At 62.5% G+C, this 26157-nt stretch carries 15 protein-coding genes; 11 read left to right on the top strand and 4 right to left on the bottom strand.

The window, feature by feature from the left end:
* Positions 1–49 precede the first annotated feature (49 nt).
* The 3 genes from VSP_RS05620 to VSP_RS34040 all read left to right on the top strand — a co-directional run bounded on the left by VSP_RS05620 (position 50) and on the right by VSP_RS34040 (position 3658).
* Positions 50–1615 carry an outer membrane protein assembly factor BamB family protein gene (locus VSP_RS05620; protein WP_009959315.1) on the top strand — a complete coding sequence of 522 codons (1566 nt, stop codon included), beginning with the start codon at positions 50–52 and terminating at the stop codon, positions 1613–1615.
* Positions 1616–1792: 177 nt separating this feature from the next.
* Positions 1793–2602 carry an AraC family transcriptional regulator gene (locus VSP_RS05625; protein ID WP_009959316.1) on the top strand — a complete coding sequence of 270 codons (810 nt, stop codon included), beginning with the start codon at positions 1793–1795 and terminating at the stop codon, positions 2600–2602.
* A 180-nt stretch (positions 2603–2782) separates the two neighbouring features.
* Positions 2783–3658, top strand: a complete 876-nt coding sequence (locus VSP_RS34040; protein WP_156345605.1) for a helix-turn-helix transcriptional regulator — start codon at positions 2783–2785, stop codon at positions 3656–3658.
* Here VSP_RS34040 and VSP_RS05635 read toward each other — a convergent pair.
* Together VSP_RS05635 and VSP_RS05640 are read right to left on the bottom strand one after the other, a co-directional pair.
* Complete coding sequence (locus VSP_RS05635) at positions 3636–4277, bottom strand: response regulator transcription factor (RefSeq protein ID WP_009959320.1); 642 nt, start codon at positions 4275–4277, stop codon at positions 3636–3638. The two genes, VSP_RS34040 and VSP_RS05635, sit on opposite strands and share 23 nt — an antisense overlap.
* A 23-nt stretch (positions 4278–4300) precedes the next feature.
* A complete protein-coding gene (locus tag VSP_RS05640; protein WP_009959321.1) occupies positions 4301–7300 on the bottom strand; it encodes a sensor histidine kinase in 3000 nt (999 codons plus the stop codon).
* 248 nt (positions 7301–7548) lie between these two features.
* Here VSP_RS05640 and VSP_RS05645 point away from each other — a divergent pair, with 248 nt between their 5' ends.
* From VSP_RS05645 to vccD, 6 genes are all read left to right on the top strand, one after another.
* Positions 7549–8298, top strand: a complete 750-nt coding sequence (locus VSP_RS05645) for an AraC family transcriptional regulator (protein WP_232289548.1) — start codon at positions 7549–7551, stop codon at positions 8296–8298.
* Positions 8299–8664: 366 nt separating this feature from the next.
* A complete protein-coding gene (locus VSP_RS05650) occupies positions 8665–15990 on the top strand; it encodes an autotransporter-associated beta strand repeat-containing protein (protein WP_009959323.1) in 7326 nt (2441 codons plus the stop codon).
* A gap of 28 nt (positions 15991–16018) precedes the next feature.
* Positions 16019–20050 carry a Verru_Chthon cassette protein A gene (gene vccA / locus VSP_RS05655; RefSeq protein ID WP_232289549.1) on the top strand — a complete coding sequence of 1344 codons (4032 nt, stop codon included), beginning with the start codon at positions 16019–16021 and terminating at the stop codon, positions 20048–20050.
* Positions 20047–20565 (top strand): Verru_Chthon cassette protein B, encoded by a 519-nt coding sequence (vccB, locus tag VSP_RS05660; protein WP_009959325.1) that lies wholly within the window; start codon positions 20047–20049, stop codon positions 20563–20565. The genes vccA and vccB overlap by 4 nt, the downstream gene beginning before the upstream one ends.
* 12 nt (positions 20566–20577) lie before the next feature.
* Positions 20578–21696, top strand: a complete 1119-nt coding sequence (gene vccC, locus VSP_RS05665; RefSeq protein ID WP_009959326.1) for a Verru_Chthon cassette protein C — start codon at positions 20578–20580, stop codon at positions 21694–21696.
* Positions 21686–22309, top strand: a complete 624-nt coding sequence (gene vccD / locus VSP_RS05670; protein ID WP_232289550.1) for a Verru_Chthon cassette protein D — start codon at positions 21686–21688, stop codon at positions 22307–22309. The genes vccC and vccD overlap by 11 nt, the downstream gene beginning before the upstream one ends.
* Before the next feature lies 1 nt (position 22310).
* Here vccD and VSP_RS34045 read toward each other — a convergent pair whose 3' ends face one another.
* Positions 22311–22994: a DUF2293 domain-containing protein gene (locus VSP_RS34045; protein WP_009959331.1), complete on the bottom strand. Its 684-nt coding sequence runs from the start codon at positions 22992–22994 to the stop codon at positions 22311–22313.
* A 116-nt stretch (positions 22995–23110) separates the two neighbouring features.
* Between VSP_RS34045 and VSP_RS05680 the strand changes: the two genes are divergently transcribed.
* Both VSP_RS05680 and VSP_RS05685 read left to right on the top strand, forming a co-directional pair.
* Positions 23111–23689 carry a J domain-containing protein gene (locus VSP_RS05680; RefSeq protein ID WP_009959333.1) on the top strand — a complete coding sequence of 193 codons (579 nt, stop codon included), beginning with the start codon at positions 23111–23113 and terminating at the stop codon, positions 23687–23689.
* Positions 23690–23747: 58 nt separating this feature from the next.
* On the top strand, positions 23748–25541 hold the full coding sequence (locus tag VSP_RS05685) for an Hsp70 family protein (protein WP_009959334.1): 1794 nt from the start codon (positions 23748–23750) through the stop codon (positions 25539–25541).
* Between the two features lie 12 nt (positions 25542–25553).
* Here the strand turns inward: VSP_RS05685 and VSP_RS05690 are convergent, their stop codons facing one another.
* Positions 25554–26024, bottom strand: a complete 471-nt coding sequence (locus tag VSP_RS05690; RefSeq protein WP_009959335.1) for an arsenate reductase ArsC — start codon at positions 26022–26024, stop codon at positions 25554–25556.
* Positions 26025–26157: the final 133 nt, after the last annotated feature.

Below are 26157 nucleotides of genomic sequence, written 5' to 3' on the forward strand. Positions count from 1 at the left end.
CAGCGTTTCATTGTTTGCGATTCTGCTTTGCACGCACCCTTTTCACTCCATGGCTTCTTTTGTAACCTCCTGCGGATCTTTGCTTTGGCTTTCGACAGCGCTGGCTGCTGCGGAGTGGAACCAGTGGCGCGGTGCGGCGCGCAACGGCATCAGTGACGACCGGACCCCGTTGGTGCGATCCATGCCTGATGCAGGGCTGCCTGTGCTCTGGCAGAGCGATGCCATCCCCAGTGATCATGATGGCGGTCACGGCAGTCCCGTGGTGGCGGGAGGCCGTATCTATCTGAGCCTGGTGTGGCATGTGCATGTGCCATCCACCCAGCGCGTGATAGAGGACGAGCATCTGGTTTCATTGGGCTATCGCGATACCAAGCTCCTGGGGCCGACGTTGACGGCGGAGCTGGAGCAAGTGCGCAAGACGCTGCCGGCCGGTCTGCGGGGAGAGGCCTTGAACACGAAGGTCCGGCAGTGGGTGCAGGAGCACTTCAATGACGAACAGCGGCTCATCCTCGGCTCGTGGGCGGAGTGGCGGCTCGGGCAAAAATCCGCAGCGGTGGATCTGGAGGTCCTGGGCAGGATTCGGCCCAAGGTGGATCAACCCTTTGCTTCTCACGAAGAGATGGTGCAATGGCTGACGGATGCCGGGATCACGCCGGAGGTTCAGGAAAAACTCTTGAAGCTCGTTCCGGCCACCGTCAAGGAGGCGCAGGATGTGATCCTCTGTCTGGATCTCGCCACTGGCAGGACCCTGTGGAAATACGCGGCCCCCGGCAAGCCGGTGGATCGGGCTGCATCCTCCACCTGCACGGTGGTGGACGGCACGGTGTACGCGCTAGGCAGCACGCATCTACATGCGGTGGACGCACAAAGCGGAGCGGTGTGCTGGAGGCGGGAGGTGGGGAAGAGCCAGGGCAGCTCGCCTCTGGTGGTGGGAGACCGGCTCTGGTACGTGGCCGAGGGATTGCACTGCCTCTCCACGCGGGATGGGGCCGTGCTCTGGCAGAAGCCCAAGCTCAAGGGCGGGCACTCCAGCCCGGTGTTGTGGAATGGGGGAGCTCCGGGAGAGGTGCTGCTCTGCGCATCGGGAGACAAGCTGGCCGGAGTGGATCCCAACACTGGGGACGTGCGTTGGGAGTTACCCGGCGGTGGACCGTCCACACCAGTGGTCGAGGGGGAGTGGTTGGTGTTTTTGAGTGATGACAAAGAGGCCGGGCTGCAGGCTTTCCGTGCCCAGGTGGGAGGTCCGCCGCAGCGGCAGTGGAGCCAGTTTTGGCTCGCCTCGCGCTATTCGTCATCCCCCGTGATCCAAGACGGACACGTCTATCTCATGGAAGGCGGACGCCACCTCTGCGCCAGTCTGGCAGATGGAGCGCTGCGCTGGGACGAGAAAGTGGAAAGCACCATCTCCTCTCCCGTGCTGGCAGACGGCCGCCTCTGGAGCCTGGAGCAAAACGGGATGTTCCTGCGCGGGATCCGGGCTGACCCTGCTGCCTACAGCCTTTCGGCGCGCACGAAGGTGGAAGCCCTCTGGTGCCCCACTCCCTTGATCGCGGAAGGCAGGCTCATTCTGCGCCGGAAGGACCGCGTTGTCTGTCTGGATCTTCGTCAGAGGTGACCGCTTGTTCAAGCGGTGAGGGGCTGCTTATAATGGACCAGAAGGAGGAGGGGTAAATGGCGTCCCAATTGGGATTTGCTGGCAATTTGTCGTGGCATGCCATTTAATTGCGGAAGGGGCGTCTCACGGTGGGACAACGAATGTCGTTGTCGTGCTGGAGACTGTCCGCTCATTGTCATGAAAGCCAATCCAAGTGCCGCAGAACCTGCCAAGAAACCCAGCCATCCGGGAAACGGTCTTACTCCCCGCTCTTTCCAAGCGCGCTTTTTCAAGCGCATGGGCTCCACTCAGCAGTTCCGCGCCATGCTGGAGTTTCTGCCTGAGGTGGAGTACTTCGCCAAGGATGCTGATGGCCGTTTTGTCGCCATCAGTGCTGGGATGTTGAAGCGGTTTGGCGGGGAGAGGGAGGAGGATTATCTCGGAGTGTTGGACTCCACCATCCACCCGCCTTACATCGCCCAGGCAATCCGCGAAGATGATCTGCAGGTGATGCGTACGGGCAAGCCCATCGTGGACCGGGTGGAGGCGCTCTTTGCCCGTACTCGGGCCAAGGACTGGTTTCTTACCACCAAGCTCCCGGTCTATGACGAGCGTGGCCATATCATCGGGGTGATGGGCTTTGTGCGGCCCTATCGCGGTGGAGCCCGCCGCGGGGTGGAGGATCAGCAGCTTCAGCGTGTGGTGGAGCACATTCACGAGAACTACCGGGAGCGGCTGCCCGTCTCCACCCTGGCCAGGATCGCCCACCTCTCCGACCGCCAGCTCAACCGGAGGTTTCAGGAAACTTTCCGCATGAGCGTCCAGGAGTTTGTCATGCGCACCCGCATCCAGGCGGCCAGTGATGAGCTGGTGGTGTCGGACAAGTCCGTGGCCCAGATCGCGGGTGAATACGGATTCTGTGACCAGAGCGCCTTCACCCGCCAGTTCCGCCAGCACACCGGTGAGACGCCCCTGGCGTTTCGGCGGCGGCGGCGGATCACGGGGTAGGTACTGGCCAAAGCTTCTTCAGGCCCGCTCCCGCCTTTCGTTCGCAATTCCCTCCAACCGCAATGTGTCTGACTTAGCCAACGACTTGTCGGAATTCGCCAAGAAACGGGTCTGCTTTCCCCTCAAGGTGGTGACATGCCCGGGCTGTTTGTTCAGCAGGTTCGCGGCAGAAAGCCCCAGATGAAGAGACTGCCTGATGAAACCATTGTAGGTAGGAACCCTCGCCGCGTTTCTCCGGAGGAGGACGGGCTGGCGTTCCAGTCCCGCTTTTTCAAGAGGCTGGGCAACCCCCGGCAGCTTCTCGATCTTCTCGAGTACCTGCCTGATGTGGAGTACTTTGCCAAGGACCGCGAGGGCCGCTTCGTCGCCATCAGCCGGGGCATGTTGAGGCGCATCGGAGCCTCGGCGGAGGAGGAGTATCTGGGCATTGCGGACTCCGTCATTCACCCGCCCTCCGTGGCTCGGAGCATCCGGGAGGACGACCTTCACGTCATGCGCACCGGCAAGCCGATCGTGGACCGCGTGGAGGCCCTCTTTGCGCGGACGCGGGCCAAGGACTGGTTCCTCACCACCAAGCTCCCTGTCTATGATGCCGCGGGGGAGGTCATCGGGGTGATGGGCTTTGTGCGGCCGTATCGGCCCGGGACCAGCAGCGGCGTGCAGGATGTGCAGGTGCAGCGGGTGGTGGCCCACATCCATGAGCACTATCGCGAGCGCATCCCTGTGTCTGAATATGCGCGCATTGCCCATCTCTCAGAGCGGCAGCTCAACCGGAGGTTTCAGGAAACCTTCCGGATGAGCCTGCAGGAGTTCATCATGCGCACCCGGATCCAGGCAGCCAGTGACGATCTGCTGGTGACGGACAAGGCGGTGGCGGAAATCGCGCATGAGCACGGCTTCTACGACCAGAGCTCCTTCACCAAGCACTTCCGCAACCACACAGGGGAGACCCCGCTGGCCTTTCGGCAGTACCGCCGGCTTTCCCGGGAACTGAAGCGCGGGCGGATGGCGGAGGCGATGGCATCCAGTGCCGCTACCGGTGGCCCAGGTACTTGATGACCGCCTCCGTACGGGTCTGCACGTGCAGCTTGCCGTAGATGACATGCAGGTGCCCGCGCACCGTGCTGGTGCTGATGCCGAGCTGGTCGGCTATTTCCTTGTACTGGAGCCCCTTGGCCAGCTGGGTGAGGATCTCAAACTCCCGCGGGGTGAGCCCGGAGAACTCAGGGCGGTCCCGTACATCGCGTCGGCTCTCGTTGTGAAAGTGGGAGACCACCTTCCGGGCGATGGGGACGGACATCGGCGCGCCGCCATTGTGGATCTCCATCACGGCCTCTACGATGCCCGCCGCCGGCGTGCGCTTCAGGATGTAGCCGCTGGCCCCGGCGCGCAGGGCTTCGAAGATCATCTTCGTGTCATCATAGGTGGTCACCATCAGCACCTGGAGCTTGGGCAGCGTGGACTTGAGCACGGCGGTGCACTCAATGCCGGAGCGTCCCCCCAGATTGATGTCCACCAGCAGCACGTCGGGCGGGTCGTCGGGGACCTCACGGATGGCATCCTCAGCGGAGTTGTAGGCACGGGCGCACACGAGTCCCTCGCCGCGGTTGATGATGGACATCAAGTGTTCCCGGGTGGTTTTGTCGTCCTCAACGATGGATACTTGGATGGGCATGACAGTGACAGGTCGGGGGTGGCTCATGTGAGTGATGGTCGTTGTGGCCAGGGCAGTTCGAGCTGGATGGCGGTGCCGCCATGCGTGGCGCTGGAGATCTTCAAAGTGCCGCCAAGGGCCGCAGTACGGGAGGTCATGTTCTTGAGCCCGTTGCCCGGTGCCGCCAGAGGTTGAGAGGGCGTGCCCCGCCCGTCGTCTGTGATGGAAAGGGTGAGTGACCGCCCCCCCAGAGCGGCCTGAATACGGATCTCCGTGGCCTGGGCATGCTTGATGGCATTGTTCACGGCTTCCCTGACAATAAGCAGGGTATGATGGCGAAAATCCGCTGTGAGAGGCCGGTTGGGGGCGGCTTCTGGAATGTCCAGCCGGCAGCGCAGCCCGGCAGGGCCGGTCTGGTCCAGTGCCTGCTGGGCGATGTAGTCCAACAGGCTGGCCAGATCATCGTGCTCAGGATTCACCGCCCAGACGATCTCATCCATGTCCGCCACTGCCTTGCGTGCAGTGCGAGCCAGGCGGTCCAGATGGGTGGGATTGTTCCGGTCCTCCTGGGCCAGATCAGACAGCATGCAGAGCTCCGTGAGACTGGCACCCACCTGGTCATGCATGTCGCGCGCGATACGGGCCCGTTCTTCCCGCAGGCCGACCTCATGCCTGAGAAGTTCATTCTGCCGACGGATGCGCCAGGTGCTGATCGCATTGGCCACGAGTGCCAGCATCGCTGCCGCCACCGTCCCGGCCAGAAGCTGGATCCATGTCCGCTCCCACAGCGCGGGCGCGATGATGACGCTCATGACGGCGTTCTGCCGGCTCCAGACACCGTCGTTGTTCATTGCCCGGGCTTCAAAAGTGTAGTTTCCTGCGCCCAACCTGCGGTACACGGCGACCCGGTTGCGAGGGGTGCTGACCCAGTCCGCGTCCACCCCAGACAGGCGGTGCTGGAGCAGCACATTGTCCGGGGCGGTGAAGCTCTTTGCGCTCAGCTGCACCCGCAGACTCTGGATGTTCGGGCCGATGTGCACCGCCTGACCGGCGGCATGGCCGTTCTCCCACGCCAGGGCGCCGTTGGCGGCTATTTCCTCGATGCCAACCGGTGGAGGAGCCGTGTTGCCACCCGGGATGGAGGGGTCGGCAATGACCACGCCGCTGCGGGAGGCGAACCAGATGCGCCCGTCGGCATCCGTCAGGGTGTTGGGATGATAACCACTGTTGGCCTGCATGCTGGGGATGCCATCGTCCGTGCCAAACGCCAGACAGCGCACCGTGGGTTTCACACCATCAGCGACGGCGTTGAGGTCCTCCATCGACAGGAGGAAAATCCCCCGGTCTCCCGCCGCCCAGAGACGGTCCCTGTCATCCAGCACCATCTGGGAGACGACTTCGTGGCGCAGCCCCTGGTCGGGGCCGATCACAGAGAGCCGGCCGCCCTTCCACCGGCAGATGCCGCTGCCGTCCGTCCCCATCCACAGCGCGCCATCCTGAGCGCTCAACAAGGTGCGCAGGGAGTTGCCAGCCAGGCCGGGAGGGGTGGCATCTGCCACCCCGGTGGGCGTGAGCTTGAGCAGCCGCCCTTTGTTCGTGCCGCCCCAGAGAGCCTCACCCCCCGCCTCGACCAGGGAGGTGACATCCCCACAACCGCCGGGGGTGAGGAACTGCTGCCATCGTCCCGGCCAGCCTGTGACCAGGGCATCGATGCGGAGGATCCAGAGCCGGCCGGAGGCAGAAGCGTGGATGGCACGAATGCGCGACTTCCCCGGCAAGGCCGGGGGAAGTTGCTCCACGTGATACTGGCCATTGTTCCATCGAACCAGTCTGTCCTGGCTGGAGGCGATCCAGACATTGCCTGCTGCGTCCGCAGTGACGCAGGTGGCCAGGGGCCCGGGCCAGTCCTGGGGTGCGGTCAGATGATTCCACCGCCCTGCCTGCCGGGTGTAGAGCTCTCCCGTCTGCATGGCCATCCAGATGTTGCCCTGGCGGTCCAGGCACATGCTCCGCGCGGTCTGGGAGATGGGAGAACCTGGCTCATTCAGCAGTTCCAGCAGCCGCTGGTGCACCAGGCACACGCCTCCACCGCCGGTGCCCACCCAGATGTTTCCTTCGTGATCCTCTTTCAAGGCCCACACGTCCGAGTTGGAGATGGGAACCTTCTGGAGTTTGGCGTCTGCCCAGCAGGAAAGTCCTCCCACATAGCTGCCAATCCATACCCGGTGCCGTGCATCTTCCAGCAGGGCAAACGGGCGGTAACCGGGAGGCTGGGATGTCAGCCGGGTGACCGGGGTGAGGCCCTGCTTTTCTGTGAACCGAAGCAAGTCTCTCCGGTTGACGATCCACGCGCCTCCCTCCCTCGCTCCGGCGATGGCGCTGGGCCCCGCAGGCAGAGTCGCGACCTGCACGAACCTGTCCCCGGCCCACTTCGATACGGCCTGCGGCCCGATGGCCCAGATGGTGCCGTCCTGCCCCTCGGCCACCATGGATACGGGCGGCTGAGGTTGGGGCTGGGTGTAGCCAAGCGCGATGGCGGCCACGTGGAGCTGCCCTTCCTCCACCCGGAAGACCCAACCATTCTCGTAGCTTATCCAGATCGTGCCGTCCGCGGCCTCGAAGAAGGCGTTTGGCCCCCGCGCGGAGCCCACATCCTGCTTGCCGATGATGATGGTCTTCCCATCCTGATGACGGCTCAAATCCCGCCGAATGATCCACAAGGCGCCATCTCTGGCCGTGAGCAGGCCTTTCACCCCGGATCTGGGGATGTCCTCCAGCAGGCTGGTCTTGTCCTGCATGCGCCAGCCATCGTAGCGGGCCAGGCCGTTGGGCGTGGCAAAGAGCATGGCTCCGTCCGCCGCCTGGGCCACGGCCGTCACATCATTGTTTGGCAGGCCGTCATCCACCTTCCACACACGGGAAAGCCATGGCGAGTCCCCGGCCATGGGGAGCTGTGCCTGCATGGCACCGGGCAGCCCTCCCATCACCCATGCCACTCCCAACAGCATCAAGAAGGAAGGGCGGTGGAAAAGATTTTCCGGCATGGCGGCTGGGCAAATAAAGAACATCAATTCTGCATCATATCAGACTTCGAAAAAACAGAACATTCGTTCTGTAGAGTCCCGCAGCAGGTCAGCGTACGCTGGTGACCGGACCTGTCGGGCGCGGGTTGGAAGGGAGGGCCCGAAGGCACCCAAGTCGCCCCGCACCCAGCAGTCGCATGCGCATCAGCCTGACTTCTCCTCCCTTCCGCAGCCATGAAGCCTGCGCCGACTCACGCAGGTCAGCCAAGATGTCGCCTCGCGATTTTCAGGCGCGATTCCTGGCCCAGCCCGGGGTGGCACGGCAGTTGGGCAACCTGTTTGAATACCTGCCGCACACGGACTTCTTTGCCAAAGACCGCGAGAGCCGTTTCATCGCCGTAAGCCGGGGCACGTTGGACCGCATCGGAGTGCGGGATGAGGAGGAGCTCCTGGGGGCCAGGGATGAGCGCATCCATCCCGTCACCGTGGCCCGTGTCATTCGTGAGGATGATCTTCGCGTGATGCGCACCGGGCAGCCCATCATCAACAAGGTGGAGGCCTTGTACGCCCGCACCAGGGCCAAAGACTGGTTCCTCACCACGAAGCTGCCCATCTATGATGCGGCTGGGGCAGTGGTGGGGGGCATGGGGATCGTTCGTCCCTACTTTGGCGCACCGGGAAGCGCGGCGACTGACTTGCAGGTCCAGAGGGTGGTGGCCTATGTGCATTCGCACTACCGGAATCGCATCCCCGTGGAGGAGATGGCCCGTCTTGCCAGCATGTCCGAGAGGCAGCTGAACCGGAGGTTTCAGGAGGTCTTTCGCATGAGCGTCCAGGAATTCATCATTCGCACCCGCATCCAGGCGGCCACTGATGAACTGCTGGCCTCTGACAAGACCGTGGCAGAGGTGGCCCAGGACAACGGGTTCTACGACCAGAGCGCCTTCACGCGGCAGTTTCGCATCCATACGGGCGAGACACCGATGGCCTTCCGCAAGCGCCGGTGTCTGGCGTCTTAGATCCTATGATGCAGAGGGGGGCGGCATGTGCGGGCGCGTGAGTTAAAGGAAACAATATGCTGGTATGCTTTGGGCGGGCTGTCTGTCGGAGGAGGCGGATCCATACCAAAAGTGGACTGACGGGTCCAAGCCATTTCGAAACGGGGCCGCGATGATCGTGTTATGCAAGCATTCACATCCTTACAGGGCGTTCGCCATCTGGGTGCGGTGTGGTGCCTGCCGCTCCCGAGCCCGGTAGAACATATGTTCTAGAGACGGACCGGGCCTGGTTTCCCTATGATCCAGGTCACTTCACTGAATCTTCAAGGAACGACTCCAACCTGCCCTTCAATGCTCTTCCGCAGTTGCCAATGTAATGATGATGCCATGACGAGCCTGACAACGGTCGGGAATCGCGATTGGCGAAATGATACCACGCGGCGTCCTCTGCGCACAGCGTTGGCGATTCTTCTCGCGACGACGCTGGGCGCTGCGGAGCTCGCCCAGGCGGCAACAGGTGTGTGGGACGGTACTCAGGACAACACCTGGGCAGGCGTTGCGAACTGGGATATCAATGCCGCCCCAGGAGCAGGAGATGTCGCCACCTTCAATGGTGCGGGCAGCGGCAATACTGTCATTGATCTCGGTGCGGGCGCGACGATCCTGTCGGTGCTCTTCGATACGAATCAGGCTTCCGCCTATGTGCTGGGGTCAGGCGCAGTGGGCAGTCAAACCCTCACGCTGGGCAACGGCGGCAGCATCACGATGAATGCCGCCCTCATCAACAACCAGCTCATCAATGCCTCCCTCCTGCTTGGCACGGATGCCACCCCCCAGAGCTACACCTTCACCAACAACAGCACGACGAACCTGCTCAACTTTTCAGGGGCGATCAGCGGCGGTACGGGCGGCACAGCCGGGGTGAAGACCCTCACGTTGACCGGGGCGGGTGGCGGTACTTTGAGTGGAGTTATTTCCAATGGCGGCACCACCTCCGTAGCGGTGACAAAGACCGGCGCGGGCACTTGGGTGCTGGCTGGCGCGAATACTTACACAGGAGCCACCACCATCTCCGCAGGTGTGCTCCGGCTCGCGAATGCCAATGCTGTGCAGAACAGCACCCTGACCAACAACGTGGCCAACGGCGTGATCTTTGGCGGGGGCGTGCTGAACTTTAACGCGGGGGGTCTGGCAGGAAGTGGCGCTCTTGCGCTGACGGATGTGAACGCCGCCAACGTGAATCTGACGGTCGGGGCCAACAACGCCTCCACGACCTTCACGGGGGTGATCAGTGGAGCGGGAAATCTGATCAAGACGGGCTCAGGCACCTTGACGCTCAACGCTCTTAGCACGTTCACCGGCAACATTGTGGTGGATGGGGGCACCCTCACCACCACGCTGAACCGCAATGCTGGAAATCCCACCAACACGGCCCTCGGCAATACTCAGGCCGCTGGACGTATCTTAACCGTCAACAGCGGAGGCACCTTGATCCTCGCCAACGGCAACACCATGGGCAACGCGACCTCTACCCCGCAAATGCGGATCGTGATCAATCAGGGGGGCGTGGTGCGAACGGCTGTGACCACGGTTGGCGGGGGCGTGAGTGGCGGGGATGCCAATTCCCTCGGGCCCATCACGATGAACGGAGGCACGCTGACGACGGGCAATGGATTCAGCAATCTGTATCAGGGCATCATCCTGTCCAGCACCGTCACGGTGGGAGGCAGCGTGGTTTCCACCATCAACACCGACGTGGCTGACACGACCGCCAATGGAGTGATGCTGAACGGAACCATCACGTTCGATGTCGCAGACGCAACGGGGAATGCCAACACTCACCTTCTCGTCTCGGCCAGGCTGGTGTGGGCACCGGGCGTCACGACGGGTGGATCGCTTAACAAAACCGGTGCAGGGACCATGCAGCTAACCGGGGCAAATGCCTACACCGGCGCCACCACCATCCGGGGTGGACTGCTGAAAGTGGGCAATGGTTCGACGGGATCCCTGAACGGGACCACTGGTACGGCCCTGACATTTGCAGGAACCGGCGGGATTGAGTTCAATGAAACTGCGGGCAGCAGCCAGGGCATGGGAGCGCTGGCTTTCACCGTGGGTGAGGGGACGGTCACTTCCACCTATGGCGGGAGTGGCAACACCACCCTCACGTTCGCTTCCTTCACCCGAACGGCCGGGGCCACGGCCAATTTTGTGACCTCTGGAGGTGCCAATGGCACGACCAACAAGATTGTCCTTTCCAGCGGCGTCACCGCCGGGGCGTTCATCGACCAGGGCACGTTCTTTGGCGGCAGCGCATACGCCTTCTATGACGCCTCGGGCTATGTTCGTGATCTTCAATATGGCGTTGACTCTGGGGCATCCACCTTTGCGGGCGGCACCACCCTGACCGGAACGCATGTGCAGACGACGGGAGCCGTGACGGCCCAGGACACGGCCACGTTCACCACCCTGAACCTCAGCGGGAACACCAACTTCGCCCTCAATACCGGTGCCACCCTGACGGTCAATGGCATCCTGAAGTCAGGCAATGTCGCCGGTGGAGCCACGATCTCTGGCGGCACAGGCATCCAGGCCGCCAGTGGTGCAGAGCTCGTGATTCGCGCTGACCAGCTCAATGACAGTCTCGCCATCACCGCGAACATTCTGGCCAACGGGGCCAGCTCGCTGACCAAGAGCGGGCTCGGCACACTGACGCTTTCAGGAGTCAACACCTACTCGGGGGGCACCACGGTGAACGCCGGCGTGTTGCGCGCGACCACCAACGCTTCTGCACTGGGAGCAGGCGTTCTGACGCTGGCAGGCGGGGAGCTGCAACTTGCCAACGACACCCTCTTGAACTTCGGCCGCAACACGACGGTGACCGGCGATGCCAGGGTCACCTCGGATCGCCTCACCGCCGGTGCCGGGGTGACTCACACGCTCGGCACCCTTTCCATCGGGGCGCAGCGCCTCGTGGTGGCGGGCGGCGCGAATGTCAGCAGCGGCACGGCGGGCATCACCTTCGGCACCACCACCTTCACGGCGGCTCCCACCTTTCACATCGTGAATCCCACCACGGGCGGTACCACGTTGCTGACCCTGGGAGCGGTGACCAATGGAGGCTTCGGCGTGACCTTCACGGGCAACGGGAATGTGGCGCAGACCGGAATTATCAGCGGTGCGGGCGGTGTAACTTTTGGCGTGGCCGGTGGGGATGCCTTCAGCGGCGTGGCTACGTTCAACCAGATCAACACCTTCACCGGAAACACGGTGGTGAACTCCGGCACGCTGGTACTCTCAGCCGGCGGTGCGGCCGGTGGGGTTCGAGGAACTATTACGGTGAACTCCGGTGCCCGGCTCAACCTCTCCGCAACAGATTCTCTGGGGTACAACAATGATTCAACCCGGGTGGGCACGGTCAATGTGGTGGGCGGAATGGTGAACAACACGGTGGCGGGCAACCAGGCGTACCGGACGAACTTTAACCTCACCGGGGCCACGATGTCCTCCACCGGTGGGGGATCCTACAACTTCACCACGGGCTTCGGCATCACCAGCCTGGCCAGCACTCTCACCTCCACCGTCAGCGGGAACGTGGTGGCGCGTGACGCCGGCCCTATGATTTTCACCACGGCGCAGGGCGCGACCGCGTCAGGCGTCGATCTTCTGGTCTCCGGTGTCCTGAGCGGGAACGGCATCACCAAGGCCGGCGCGGGAACCCTTCATCTCAGCAACACCAACACTTTCACGGGTGTCATTAATCTCAATGGTGGCATCCTGCGCGCCGCCACCGCCGGGATCAACGGCGGGAACACCACCAACGGCATCGTCTTCAACGGCGGCACGCTACAGGCCGCGACGGGAGGCATCACCACCGCCAAGGCCATCACCCTCACCGGGGCTGGCACTTTTGACACGAATGGCAATGCCTCCACGCTCTCTGGGAACATCACTGGTGCAGGGCTCTTCACCAAGACCGGTGCGGGCACGCTCACGCTTAGTGGCGCGGCGAACACGTACAGCGGCGGCCTTGCCATCACCGGCGGCAGCGTGATCGTGAACAACGCGAACTCCGGGGTACTGGGCACCGGTACGGTGGCCATGGGGGCGGGTACCACGATGGATCTCAACGGAAACAGTCAGACCACGGGCCTGCTGAAGACCTATGACGACGCCTCGGCCATCACCATCACCTCCAACGCGGCTGGCGGCACGCCAGTGTTGACGCTCTCCGGCACGGGCACCGAGACCTTTGGCGGGGTGATCAGCAACGGACTGGCGACGTCCATCGGCATCATCAAGGCAGGCACGGGCGTCCAGACCTTCTCAGGAAACAACACGTACACTGGTGCCACCCAGGTCAACGGGGGCCTGCTGCGCATCACCGGCCGTCTCGGCAACACGGCCGTCACTGTGGCCACCACCGGGGCGCTGGGGGGCAATGGAAGCATTGGCGGCCTCGTGTCCCTGACCGGGGCCGGATCTGCCATCAATTTGCAGGACGGCCAGTCGGGAACACTCACCCTTGCGGCGGGATTGTCGCTGAGCGGGGGAAGTGTGCTTTCCTTTGACCTTGGCACCACGGGTGATCAGGTCGCGCTCACCGGCGGGACCTACACTTTCACCAGTGGGGTCGCCACCATCAACCTGGTGAACATTGCCGGCTACGGAGCGGGCAGTTACCAGCTCATCACCGGCGCCTCTGGCATCAGTGCGTCCAACTTCGAGCTCTCGGCCGCCTCCCTGGGGGGATTCAACCTGTCTCTCAGTGTGACAGGCGGGAATACGCTGACGCTGAATGTCTTCACCAGCACCTCTCCGGCGGCGGCCTACTGGAAGGGGGATGTGAGCGGTGTCTGGACCGTCCTCAGCGGCGGCAACTCCAACTTCACCAGTGACGCGGCCGGGACCACGGATCCTGGTCAGGCGCTCGATGGCACCTCGGCAGTGATCTTCTCCGCAACCGGGGCGGCCAATGAGAGCAGCACCACGCTCGGGGCAGACATCTCCATCAAGTCACTCACCATCAATTCCGCGAGTGCTGTCGGCATCGGCGGGGCGAATGTGCTCACGATCGTTGATCCTGCCGGTATCACGATCAACTCAGGGGCGGGTGCCCTGACGCTCTCTGCCCAGGGCGTCGCGCTGGGGGCGAACCAGACGTGGACCAACAACTCGGCCAATGCGGCGGTGATATCCTCGATCATCAGCGGGGCTCGCACCCTCACCCTGGCTGGCACGGGGACCTTCACTCTGTCCGGGAGCAGCACCTTCTCCGGCGGTCTCACCCTCTCAGCCGGCACCACCTTGAACATCAACCAGGGAGGCACGGGCGCAGGCAGTTCCGCTCTGGGTACCGGCACCTTTACCATTAATGGCGGCACGATCAACAACACCAGTGGCGGCGCGGTGACGGTGGGCACGGACAACGCCATGGTGTGGAATGCCAACTTCGCCTATGGCGGCACCAATGACCTGAACTTGGGCACGGGCAGCGTCACGCTGTCCGCCACCCGCACGGTCACCACCAACGGCTCTGGTACCCTGAACGTGGGCGGGGCGATCAACGGCGTGGGTTTCGGTCTGGTGAAGAACGGGACGGGAACCCTCAGCCTCTCCGGGCAGAGCACCTTCACCGGTACCCTCAGTGTCAGCGAGGGGACGCTCCGCCTGCTGGGCGCGGTCAATGCCCTCAACACGGCCAACATCGGCCAGGTCACCGTCGGTGATACCGCGAACCTCAATGCCATCCTGAATATTGAAGGTGGCACACTGAACGCCACAAAGAACACAAGCCCAAGCATAGCGGTGGGCTCCGTGGCCAACAGCCGCGGCTTTGTGAAGATGTCCTCGGGCAGCATCACCACCACGAGTGAGATTCATCTGGGGCGTGGTGCCGGAGCCTTTGCCGCCATGTCCATGAGCGGCGGCACCGTCACCTCCGGCAGCTGGATGGTGGTTGGGTTCAACAACGACCGCGCCATCTTCAACCAGACCGCTGGTGATGTCTTTGTGAATTCAAATCGCATGACGATCGGGGCAGGGGGCACGGGCTCCATCGGCGTGTACAATCTCAGCGGCTCCGCCACTTTCTCCGCTTTGAGCGGGTCCGGAGGAATGTTCGTGGGTGAGAACGGCGTTGGCGTCTTGAACCTCTCCGGCTCCGCTGCCGTTAATCTGGCGACCAATGGTCTTGCCCTGGGGCAGACCGGGGCGGCATCCAACGGCACGGTCAACCTCCTTGGAGGAACCCTCACGACCAACCGGGTGACCAAAGGTGCAGGCACAGGCCTTTTCAACTTCAATGGCGGCACACTCAAGGCCAATGCTGCCAACACCACTTTCATGACCGGGCTGACCAACGCCTTCGTCTATGCGGGCGGGGCGAAGATCGACACCGCAGGTTTTGACATCACGATTGGCCAGGCTCTGCTCGCGCCCAACGGCAGCGGCGTCAGCAGCATCGCCGTCAGCAGCGGCGGCACCGGCTATGTGGACACCCCGGTGGTGGTCATCAGCGGAGGTTCCGGCACTGGAGCCACCGCAGTGGCCACGGTCGTGAACGGTGTGGTCACGGGTTTCACCATCACGAATCCCGGTACCGGCTATGTGGATGGGGATGTGCTCACCGTTACGTTGCACGGGGGTGGTGCCACCACGACCGCCAGCGCGGGCACGGTGGCTCTCAGCAGCAATACCAGCGGCGGGCTGACCAAGAGCGGGGCGGGCGTACTGACGCTTTCAGGAGCCAACACCTACACGGGTGGCACCACCATTCTGGATGGCACGCTGGCGTTGGGGGCGGCCGGAGTGCTCGCCGATGCCGGGGCCGTGACGGTCGATGGAATCGGTGCGGTTTTCAGCCTGGGGGCCAACAACGAGACCGTTGCCGAGGTGACACTGGCAGATGGCCGCATCGAAAGCTCCACAGGCGTACTGACCGCCACTTCCTATGATCTGCGCAACGGGAGTGTAACCGCCATCCTGGATGGCAGTGCGGCGGTTGCGAAAAGCACCTCTGGGTCGGTGACGGTTTCCGCCGCCAGCACCTATACCGGTGGCACGACTGTCACTGGTGGGACTTACCTGGTGCAGAACACTACGGGAAGCGGCACCGGCACGGGGCATGTCACGGTCCAGTCAGGGGCACGATTTGGTGGTGTCGGTTCGGTCGTGACCGCTGCCGACCGCAACATCTCCATCAACAACGGTGCCAGCCTGCAGGTGGGCAAGCTGGGTGAATTGGGCGACAGCACCGGCCAGTCTTTCTCGCTGCAGAACAGCGGCACGGGGATCATCAGCCTTCAGGGAACACTGGAGTTCGACATCATGGAAAACTTTGGAGGGGACGCCAACCTGGCCTCACCGCTGGCCACCAACGATGTGCTCGTGCTCAAGAGTGACAACGCCATCGTGCTGGGCGGCGCGTTGAAGGTGACGGACATCAACGAAACCTCCGAGTTCTGGATGGAGCTGGACAAGTGGCAGCTCATTGACTGGAGCAATGTGGTTGTGGGTGGGAACCCGAACAACGCCAAATTCAGTGGCTCCCTTGGGCTGCTGGACATGCCGGATCTCGGCGAGGACTTGAAGTGGGAGATCTCCACCGACCTCAACGGCCTCTACATCCAGGTGGTGGTGGTGCCAGAGCCCGCCCGCATGTTGCTGCTCCTTGTGGGCTTGGCCGGCCTTTGCCTCCGCCGTCGCCGTTGATCAAAAGCAAACCAAACAGGTCAATCGCATGAACAAAAGACGCAACATGAACAGGGGGAGTCAGCAGGCCGGGATGGCTCTGGTGATGGTGCTCGCCATTGTGGCTCTTCTCATGGGTCTGGTGCTGGCGCTGCTCTCCATGGGCTCGTCAGAAGCCCGTTCCTCTTCCGCATTCAGCCAGACCTCGCAAGTGCGCAGCCTCACCGACATGCCGGTGAGCATTGTCATGGGTCAGATCCGCGAGGCCACCTCCGGCTTGGGGATGAGCAAGACCTGGGCCTCCCAGCCGGGCATGATTCGGGTGTATGGCACCACCGCAGGCACGGTCGCGGGGCGGGCCAAACTTGAGACTGCCTGGAGACTCTACTCCTCAGACAAGATGTCCGAGGCAGGGGCGGACTTCAATGCCAGCAACGAGGTCGGCACGCTGACGGACTGGAAGCAAAACACTGCCCAGTTCACCGACTTGAATGAACCCGTGGCCAGGCTGGATGCGAATGGGAACATTCGTCGCGTGTATCCGGTGCTGGACTCCAGTGCCTTGTCCGCGTCTGGCGGCACTACGGCGGGCAAGGTGGCGGGGTTCGGCCTTTCCTCCACCGTCGCTGCCCCCGGAGCGACGGCTGAGCAGCCCATGCCCATGCCGTTGCGCTGGCTCTATGTGCTACAGGACGGCACGGTGGTGGCTCCGGATGGCGGTGAAGGCGGGCGTGCCACTTTCAAGAAAGATGTGGTCATTGGAAACAACCCCATCGTGGGACGCATTGCCTTCTGGACCGATGACGAGAGCTGCAAGGTCAACATCAACACCGCGGGTGAAGGCACGGGCTGGGACGTGCCGAAGGCTGTGGGCTGGTCTGACCGGAACTTCGCCTACTTTGTTCCGGCCCAGAACGAGTTCCAGCGGTTTCCCGGTCACCCGGCCATGACCTGCTTGAGCGCCGTGCTCCAGGGTTTTGATGCCAAATACGCCTACCAGTTTCCGCAAGTGCAGAGCGATGGCACGGTGACCAACAAGACATCCTATCAGACCTGGCTTCGTAACATCTATGACCTGCTGCCCCGCGTCCAGTTGGGCACCACCGGCGAGAGCACGATGGGCGGCACGGAGACTGTCACCGGTGCCACCGGCATTCCGCTCAAGAGGGACCGTCTCTTCACCTCGGTGGATGAGTTCTTCTACGGCTCTTCTTTTGACGCCGCCACCGGGCATCGGCTTCCCAATGGGACCGGCGGATCCGTGGATGCCGCGGATCTGGAGGCGGGGCGCTTCTTCCTCACTGCGCACAGCCGTGCACCGGAGGTTAACCTCTTTAACCGTCCTCGCATCTCCCTCTGGCCCATTCAGGCAGAGACTTCCAAGCGCACGGCCAAGGACAAGCTGCTGGCCTTCTGTGCCACGTCTGGAGGGCAGTTGGGGGCCTTCCAGCGCGCCTCGACGTGGGAGAATGACTCCACCAGACAGGGGTCCTCCCAGAGCCCCTCGGAGGATTTTCAGCTCGCGGGGAATCAGGCCTTGTTCAGCTACATGCAGAAGCTCACGAAGGCGGGCATCCCAGGATTTGGCACCTCCACCTTCGATGACAAGTATGGTTCGATGAATCGAAACCAGGTGCTGCTGGAGATGTTTGACCTGGTGAGGTGGGGCGTGAACGCCAGCAATCCCTATGAAGCCCCCAAGTATCACTACCTCCCACCGCGGGCCTACACTGGGCTGAACAATGAGTATCTTGCGGAAGCCTCCGCCGTGCCGGTTGTGTCGCAGGGGACTTCCGCAGAATCGTTTGGATCCAAGCTCAAGGCCTTTGGCCGGTTCCCCACGGTGGTTGAGGCGTCGCTCATCTTCATGGCGACGGAAGTGGACAGCAACCCGGACGGCAGTCCCAAAGATGTGGCACCTGCGGACAGCAAGGCCGACAAGACGAAGCGCATGCGCGCCTATCTGGTGCTGCAGCCATTCACCCCGGTGGTGGGCATGCCGCCTTACTCGCCCAACGTGCGCTATCGCATCAAAGGCATGGAGAATTGGAAAGTGAACAGTCAACCTCTGGGCTTTCCCGCGGCCGGAGTCAATCGTGTCTGGGTGCCCGCCGGTTCGGCCAAAGATGGTGGTCACTCTACCGCCTACACTTCGTTTCATGCTCAGTTTTACCGGGCTCGCAACGGTCTGATGAAGTCCGTCGCCATCGGAGGCGTGGGTGCGGATGAGACCAATTCGTTCCCGTTTGTAAGTGTGGACGTGGATGTCTCCACACAGAACACCTTCCAGTTCACGGGCGGCCCCATCACCATCGAGACCCATGTGGGCAATGGTGCGGCCGGGCAATTGGATGACACCACCTTGATCCAGTCTGCGACATTCAATTTCTCCTCCCCTACAGGGGCCTGGCCGGTGCCGACGGTGCGCGTCAACTCGAGCATGCCCTCCAATGCGAACTGGACGGTGGCCAAAGAGTGCATGGATCTTCAAGCTCGCTTCAACAAGAACGATCCGCAAAACTATCTCATCGTCTTTGGCGACACAGTGCGGTCGGTGATCACCAATGCCAAGAACGCCAGCATGAAAGGCGACTTCCGCCTTATGTGCGGCCTGCGGGACATCCCGGCGGACTACTACGTGACTCATCCTGACTACAGCAGCACCACGAAGGAGGAGGCACAAACGCTGCGTCACGCCGGCACCACCTTCACTGGTCACTACGGCCGCATTCACGGCAATGCCAACGTTTACAACACGGTGGGCAAGCAGCACATCTGGCAGCTCGCGGGTTACACCATCGGCAATGACAAGAAGGTGACCAAGCCCTACGGTTTGCTCAGGGACGTGGCCTACTGGCAGGACTGTCAGCCAGCTGCTCCGTACCAGCTCGACGGAGCTTACAATGCCACGAACCGCCCCGGTGACTGGGACAGTGGCATGGGCCGTATCGAAGACGGACCGTACATCAACAAGCCGGACGACACGGGGGCCACCGCTGATGTGGTGAGTGTGCGCACCGGCTACTTTGCCCGTGACGGGTTCAGTCAGGAAACCAATGGGAGAACTTACTCGCCCAATCGTCAGATCTGCTCCGGAGTGGCCTTTGGCTCGCTGCCCACCGGTATGCACCCCACCCCGGCGAACAGCAATCGCGTGGGGCCCTGGCAGACGCTGCTCTTCTGCCCGAATCCGCCATCGCGCGTACGTGCGGCCAGTCTGGAGCCCATTCAGACGGATCACTGGGGATTCCGCCCACCGAGGGATCACCTGCTCCTGGACATGTTCTGGATGCCGGTGGTGGAGCCCTATGCCATCAGCGAGCCCTTTTCCACCGCCGGTAAAATCAACCTCAACACCCAGATCATGCCTTTCTCCTACATCCAACGGGATACGGGGATCCATGCCGCTCTCCGCAGTGTGAAGATCACGGCGCTGCCCGCGGAATCCGCCTGGCCCAAGGACACCACGACGAACACTGTCACCGCGGACCAGATGGAGCAGTGCTACAAGAGCTGGGAGAACTGGTATCGCTACGAGAACACCTACGACGTCAACGCGGATGAGACGATGAAGGGCTTCCGACAACGGTTCGACCAGGGGGACATCTTCCGCAGCGCCTCGGAGATCTGCGATATCTTCCTCGTACCGAAGCCGATGTCGGGCCGCACCTACTACCCCCGGGCTGATGGCCTGCCGAGCTCCTCACCGACCTATGAGAGCATGGTCACCTGGTGGAACGGCAGCCTTTCCAGCCAGAAAGACGGGTTTGAACTGACTGGCGACAACGTGCGCGAGTCCCCCTACAACCAGCTCTATCCCCGCCTCACCACCAAGTCGAACATCTTCACCGTGCACTATCGGGTGCAGGTGCTCAAGAAGGCGCGCTCCTCCGCTGCGGACGAGTGGGATGAGAGCAAGGATGCCGTCACTGCGGAGCAGCGCGGCTCCTCCATCATCGAGCGCTACATCGATCCCAACGACCCGGAACTTCCCAACTACTTCGCCAACCCCTCCCAGAGCGGAGCTTTGGACGACTATTATCGCTTCCGCGTCATCACCCGCAAAACGTTCATGCCATGAAACTGATCCTGCCACCCTCCAAGAAAAAACTACATTGTCGCGGCTTCTCCCTGGTGGAGACCACCATCGCCGTAGGCATCGCCGCCACCGTGCTTGTCGCCCTGGTGGGACTGATCCCCGTGTCCCTGGACACGCTGCGTGAGGCCTCCAACACCACCGCTTCCGCCAGGATCGTGCAGTCTATTTCCTCGGACTACCGCATGCGGGACTGGAGTGATGTGCTCCAGCAGCAGCAGCAGGGGGGGCAGCAGGACTACACCTTCGATGCACAAGGCACGCGGGTGAGGTCGGGTGACACCAGCGCCATCTTCACCGCACGCGTGTCAGTGACGGATGCGAAACCGCTGCCTGGCATGGCTTCCTCGAACCCAAGGTTGAAGGCTTTGCAGATCCTGGTCACCAGCAGCCCAGATCCTGACCTGGCCTTTCAAAAACCCGCCACCTGCATGCGTGCGCAGACCCTCCTTGCCCAGACCGGCAAGACGGCCAGTGCTGCGGCTGTGGCTTCCAACTAACCAACCTTCCCTATGTCCGGCCACTGCCCACTCCGCAAGACGGCGGCATTCACCTTGATCGAGCTCCTGGTATCCGTGGCAGTGCTCTCGGTGCTCATGATGGTGTTGTCCCAGGTGTTGTCAGACACCCAGGCCACCTGGGGCCGTGCCAAGGCCCGGACTGAGGAGTTCCGGGAGGCACGGGCCGCCTTTGAAGCCATCGCCGCGCGTCTTTCCCAGGCCACGCTGAATTCGTACTGGGGCTACAAACTGGATGCAAACGGCAATCCCCTGATCTACCAGCGCCAGTCCGAGCTGCACTATGTGAACGGTCCGGTCACGACCCTGCTGGGCAGTGCGGTGCCAGCCGCAGGGCACGCCGTCTTCTTCCAGGCTCCGCTGGGGGAGAATCTCGACCCCGGAAGTCCCAACCCTGCCTCCACAGAGCCCTATGGGCTGGAGTCCATGATTAATGCCTGGGGCTGGTATGTCACCTATGATAGTGACCTGCCACGCCGTCCCGCCTTTCTGGGAGACACCCCGGCGCATCCCGAGCGCAAGCGGTTTCGCCTGATGGAATTCCGCCAGCCGACAGAGAAGCTCTCCCTTTACCGCCTGGTCACTCCGCCCAATGGTGATGCCACCTCCACAAAGATCCCGTGGTTGGAGGCGCAGAACTCACAAAACGGCCTCTATGACTGGTTCCGCTCGGATCTGGCGGCCGACTCCCAGCCGGTGGCGGAGAACATCCTTGCCATCTTTGTCCAGCCTGTTTGGCCCATGCCTGGCAAAGACACAGGGGCGGACACCTCGGCAGCTCCCAACTACCTCTATGACACCCGCCGGCATCAATGGCCAGACACCACCACCATGGCGGAGCGCAGCCGGCATCAACTCCCACCTATGATCCGGCTCACGCTCGTAGCCCTGGATGAGCGCGACTGGTCGAAGCTGGACAGTACGGCCACAGATGCGCTTGCCACCCAGTTGCGCACACTGGCCAATACCAAGGTCTTCATCACGGCGGCGGAGTATGAGAACGACGTGAAGAAGCTGGAGTCCGAACTGGTCAATCTCAACCTCGGCTTCCGTGTCTTCTCTACTGCGGTGCAGATCCCCGCCGCCAAACTGATGTCATCCCGTGAGAACTGAACATCCCTCCTCTGCGGCCTCGCGCGGCGAAGCCTTCACCTTGATCGAGATGATGGTCGTCATCGCCATGGTGGCAATGTTGGTGGCGCTCTCTTCCTTCTCCATCGGCTCAGCACTCTCGGCGCAGCAGCTCACATCATCGTCAGCGCGCTTCACGAATGAGCTCGCTTATGCCGCGCAACTGGCGGCCCGGGAGAACCGCATGGTCGGCGTCCGCTTCCTCCGCCGGGAGCAGGAGGTCGGCGGCGGCAAGAGCTATTTCCAAGGCTGGCAGCTTATGGTGCCGGACCGCACCACTGGAAAGTGGAGGCCGTTCGGTGAGGTGAATCTGCTGGAGAAGTCCACCATCATGCTCGGTCAGGAGGCCTGGTCCACCTTGCTGGCCCGCTCACCCCTCGTGAACGCCTCCGCCGTGGATGATGTGGACACCACCCCGCCCGTGTTTGCCTTCAAACCCGAGGGAGGCACGACTCTGCCGCGTGGCGCTTCTGTTCCAAAGTGGTGCGTCACCCTCGCCCTCGCCACCGACTGGGAGCGCTCGCCAGATGCCCTGCCGTCGAACTACCGCACCCTTGTGCTGAATGCCAGCACGGGGGCGGTTGTACTTTATTGAACTACTCCACCGCCCACTTGCGCTCCACGCGGTTCACGATGTCGATCACTGCGTCGCGCGCCTGTTCCTTCTTGTAGCCTCTCTCGAAGAGTTTGTCGTAAGGCGTCTCGGTGTGGCGGATATGGGCTCGAACCGCGAGCTTCAGGGACTCGTCATCAAGTTCTTCACGGGCGGCTTCGCGCCGGCCCACGCGGCCAGAGTGTTTCTCACACGCATGCATGGCGATCTCCGATTCCAACCCCTCAGGGCAGGAGGGGTAGAGCTGACGGATGCGCATCGCAAACACCGCGATGTACTCCTGGTCCAGCTTCTCCCGTCGCACGGCGTCCTTGGCGCGTTTCACCTCACGATCCGCCGCATCGGCCTCGCATTCCGCCTCAGCGAGCTGGAGAGCATAGGCTTCCACGAGCGTGCCGCGTCGCTCATACCGATTGCGCCGCTTTTCAGGTGAATAGACCGGATGCGCGACGTTGGAGTGTTTGGTGGCCCGGCGGGTCAGTGCCACATCCCCCGCGGGCAGCAGCAGGTGGTCTCCCAGTCCCTCGCAACCGGTGCAAGTCAGTTTTTGATTCCGGTACACGCATAGCAGGGCCCCCTGCATGATGGGGCGGCTGCAGCGGGAGCATTTTTCGTTTTGTTTACTGAAGAAGACAATGAAGAGGCTTTCTGACTCGGTATCGGGCATGGAAAGAGGGCGTTTGTTTCAGATTAGACAGCGAAGCCCCGCTGACAAATGATGGCTGGTGCGAATGCGCCGGACCTTGCCAGAGCGGTGCGCCGCGATTAGGGAACCGCTGACCTGTGACCAACGCTTTTGATATCCTCGCCCTTCCCGCCCGTCTGTCTCTGGACGAGGGCACTCTGCAACAGGCTTATCTGAGCCGGAGCAGACTGGCGCATCCGGATCACGGGGGCAGTGACCGCGAAGCCTCAGAAGTCAACGCGGCTTATGAAGTGCTGAAGGCCCCGGACAAGCGGGTGAAGCATCTTCTTGAGTTCGCCGCCCCGGAGGCCGCCCGGAGCTGGCGCACCGTGCCGCTGGATGAGCGGATGATGAGCCTGTTCTCCAGCATCGGCCAGACGCTGGATGTCTCCGCCAAGTTCGTGGAGCGGAAGGTTCGCGCCCAGAGTGCGCTGGCCAAGGCGCTCCTGGCCAACGAGGAGATGCAACAGCGCGAGCGGCTTGAGAAACTGGGCATCGCCATCTCTTCCCGTCTGAGTGAGATGGAATCCGCGCTGCCTGAGCTGGACACCCGGCTGGAGTCGGATCCCGCCAGTCTGGAGACGTGGAAGGAAATCGCCGCCCTCCAGGCCCGAATGGCCTACCTGACCAAGTGGCAGGCGCAGATCCGCGAACGGCTGCTGCAACTGATGATGTAGAGGCATTCAGTGCATTGGTGCTGGATGCGACTGCGCCCCGCGCTACCGTGCCCGTGCTATGGCCTCAGACTACATCCTCGGCATCGATCTCGGCACCACCAATTCCCTTGTGGGGGTGGTGGACAGCGGGTTTCCCATCCTCCTGGCGGATGGTGAGGGCTCCCGGATGACTCCGTCTGCGGTTCATTATGGGCCAGAGGGGGAGGGGGTGGTGGGCAGTGCGGCCGTGCGTCAGCGGGCGGTGGATGTGCAGCACACGGTCACCTCAGTGAAGCGCCTCATGGGGCGTCGGGCAGGGGAGTCGGCCTGGCAACCGCCCTATGATCTCGCTGGCCTGGGCAAAACAGCCGTGCAGGTGAGTGCAGACATCCTCAGGCACCTCAAAGCGGTGGCGGAACGTGCCCTGGAAGTACCGGTCACGCGGGCGGTCATCACAGTGCCCGCATTCTTCAATGATGCCCAGCGCAATGCCACCAAGCTGGCGGGAGAGCAGGCCGGGCTCACAGTAGAGCGTATCTTGGCAGAGCCCACCGCGGCGGCGCTGGCCTATGGGCTGGACAAGCTGGAGGAGCATCGGCGCATCGCCGTGTATGACCTGGGCGGAGGCACCTTTGACGTCTCTGTGCTGGAGATGCGGGACGGTGTGTTCCAGGTGCTCTCCACAGCAGGGGATACGCAGTTGGGCGGTGATGACATTGATCGCTCCTTGGCCGAGTGGATCTGGGACAATTGCGGGCTTGATCCAGCGATGGCCTACGAAGACCTTCAGTCCCTTCAGCGCATGCGGTTGATCGCCGCTGCGGAGGAGGCCAAAAAGCATCTCTCCTCCGTCTCTGCGACAGAGGTGCTGCTGCCGTTTTTCCTCGAACAACAAAGTGTGCAGGTCACTGTGTCCCGCAGCGACCTCGAGGGGCTGACGCAGCCCCTGATGGAGCGCACGCGCAAACATTGCCTGAGAGCCTTGGCAGATGCCCGGTGCGAGGTGACCGATCTGCATGACGTGATCCTCGTGGGAGGGAGCACCCGCATGCCGCTGGTGCGCGAGACCGTGCGATCCATCTTCCAGCGGGAGCCGGATGTTTCCCAGAACCCTGATGAGGCCATTGCGATGGGGGCCGTCATCCAGGCCGGCATTCTGGCAGGCTCGCTGCGTCAGGTGGTGCTGCTGGATGTGACGCCGCTCTCCCTGGGCATCGAAACCTTCGGGGGTCTCATGAATGTGATCATTCCGCGCAACTCGACCCTTCCCTGCAAGGCCGGGGAGATGTTCACCAATGCGGTGGCCAACCAGTCAGAGATGCTCATCCGCGTGCTGCAGGGGGAACGGGAGCTGGCCAAGGACAACTGGGAACTCGGGCGGGTGGCGGTGCCGTTCCCGGCCGGGCCCAAGGGCAGTGCCCGGGTGGGGGTGCAGTTTGCCATCGACGCCAACGGCATCCTTCAGGTGCTGGCCCGCGACACCGTCACGCAGGTGGACACGGTGCTGGAGATCCAGAACTCGGCCGTGGATGTGGAAGACGCGCGAGTGGAGCAGATGATCGCAGAGAGCGTGGACTTCGCCTTTGAGGACATGAACGAGCGCATCTGGACTGAAGCCCGTCTCAAGAGCGAGGAGCTAACTGCTGCGGTGGACGAGGCGCTGATCCAGTGTGAAGGGCTGCTTGAACCGGCGGAAACCGTAAAGATCCGCGAGTGCAATGCGGAGGTAAGACGCCTGCTGGGCGTGGAGCCTCACGATGCGCGGGCTCTGAAGGCGGCCAATCAGGCTCTGGATGATGCCACGCAGACCCTGGCCGTGCTCCTTGTGGAGCGGGCCATGGAGGCGGCGCTGGAACGGAAGCTCGGGATTTGAATCAGCCCCGTCTTATGAGTTCGCGGGCTCAGGGCTGCCGTGTTCCAGCATCTCGGCCAGTTCCTGGGCTTTCCAGACCTCGACCGCAGCTTTGATCTGGTCTCGTACCTTGCGCACCTCAGCGAGCTTCTCCTCGTCTGTGCCGGTGAAAAGAGACGGGTCATGGAAGCTCCAGTGCAACCGGGTGAGCAGGCCGGGGAAAAGAGGGCACTTCTCCGCAGTCTCATCATCGCAGACTGTGACGACCACGTCATACCGATGTCCGGAACTGAAGAGGTCCAGCACGTGCTTGGAATGCTGGTGTGAGATATCGACACCCACTTCCTGCATCGCTTTGACCGCCAGTGGGTTCAGGTCTCCGGCTTCGATGCCGGCGCTCTCCGCCACGGCAAAGTCACCGCAGAGATAGTTGAGCCATGCCTCTGCCATCTGGCTGCGGGCGCTGTTGTGGGTGCAGACGAAGAGAACCTTTTTCTTGCGCATGGGATGGGCAGGAGGATTGGAGTATGGCCAAATATGGCACTGCGGTCATTCCAGCTGCAAACCACACGGCGTGGCGATTTCGTCACCCGGTAAAATAAAACACCCACGTCCAGGCAATGGCCCTGACGTGGGT

Source organism: Verrucomicrobium spinosum DSM 4136 = JCM 18804 (assembly GCF_000172155.1).
GTDB classification, from domain to species: domain Bacteria; phylum Verrucomicrobiota; class Verrucomicrobiia; order Verrucomicrobiales; family Verrucomicrobiaceae; genus Verrucomicrobium; species Verrucomicrobium spinosum.

What these genes read in the sequence shown, in the direction of transcription:
- vccA (WP_232289549.1), top strand. Translation starts at nt 16,019, where the DNA reads ATGAACAAAAGACGCAACATGAACAGGGGGAGTCAGCAGGCCGGGATG.
- VSP_RS05620 (WP_009959315.1), top strand. Translation starts at nt 50, where the DNA reads ATGGCTTCTTTTGTAACCTCCTGCGGATCTTTGCTTTGGCTTTCGACA.
- VSP_RS34045 (WP_009959331.1), bottom strand. Translation starts at nt 22,994, where the DNA reads ATGCCCGATACCGAGTCAGAAAGCCTCTTCATTGTCTTCTTCAGTAAA.
- vccC (WP_009959326.1), top strand. Translation starts at nt 20,578, where the DNA reads ATGTCCGGCCACTGCCCACTCCGCAAGACGGCGGCATTCACCTTGATC.
- VSP_RS34040 (WP_156345605.1), top strand. Translation starts at nt 2,783, where the DNA reads ATGAAGAGACTGCCTGATGAAACCATTGTAGGTAGGAACCCTCGCCGC.
- VSP_RS05690 (WP_009959335.1), bottom strand. Translation starts at nt 26,024, where the DNA reads ATGCGCAAGAAAAAGGTTCTCTTCGTCTGCACCCACAACAGCGCCCGC.
- VSP_RS05645 (WP_232289548.1), top strand. Translation starts at nt 7,549, where the DNA reads ATGTCGCCTCGCGATTTTCAGGCGCGATTCCTGGCCCAGCCCGGGGTG.
- VSP_RS05685 (WP_009959334.1), top strand. Translation starts at nt 23,748, where the DNA reads ATGGCCTCAGACTACATCCTCGGCATCGATCTCGGCACCACCAATTCC.
- vccB (WP_009959325.1), top strand. Translation starts at nt 20,047, where the DNA reads ATGAAACTGATCCTGCCACCCTCCAAGAAAAAACTACATTGTCGCGGC.
- VSP_RS05650 (WP_009959323.1), top strand. Translation starts at nt 8,665, where the DNA reads ATGACGAGCCTGACAACGGTCGGGAATCGCGATTGGCGAAATGATACC.
- VSP_RS05640 (WP_009959321.1), bottom strand. Translation starts at nt 7,300, where the DNA reads ATGCCGGAAAATCTTTTCCACCGCCCTTCCTTCTTGATGCTGTTGGGA.
- VSP_RS05635 (WP_009959320.1), bottom strand. Translation starts at nt 4,277, where the DNA reads ATGCCCATCCAAGTATCCATCGTTGAGGACGACAAAACCACCCGGGAA.
- VSP_RS05625 (WP_009959316.1), top strand. Translation starts at nt 1,793, where the DNA reads ATGAAAGCCAATCCAAGTGCCGCAGAACCTGCCAAGAAACCCAGCCAT.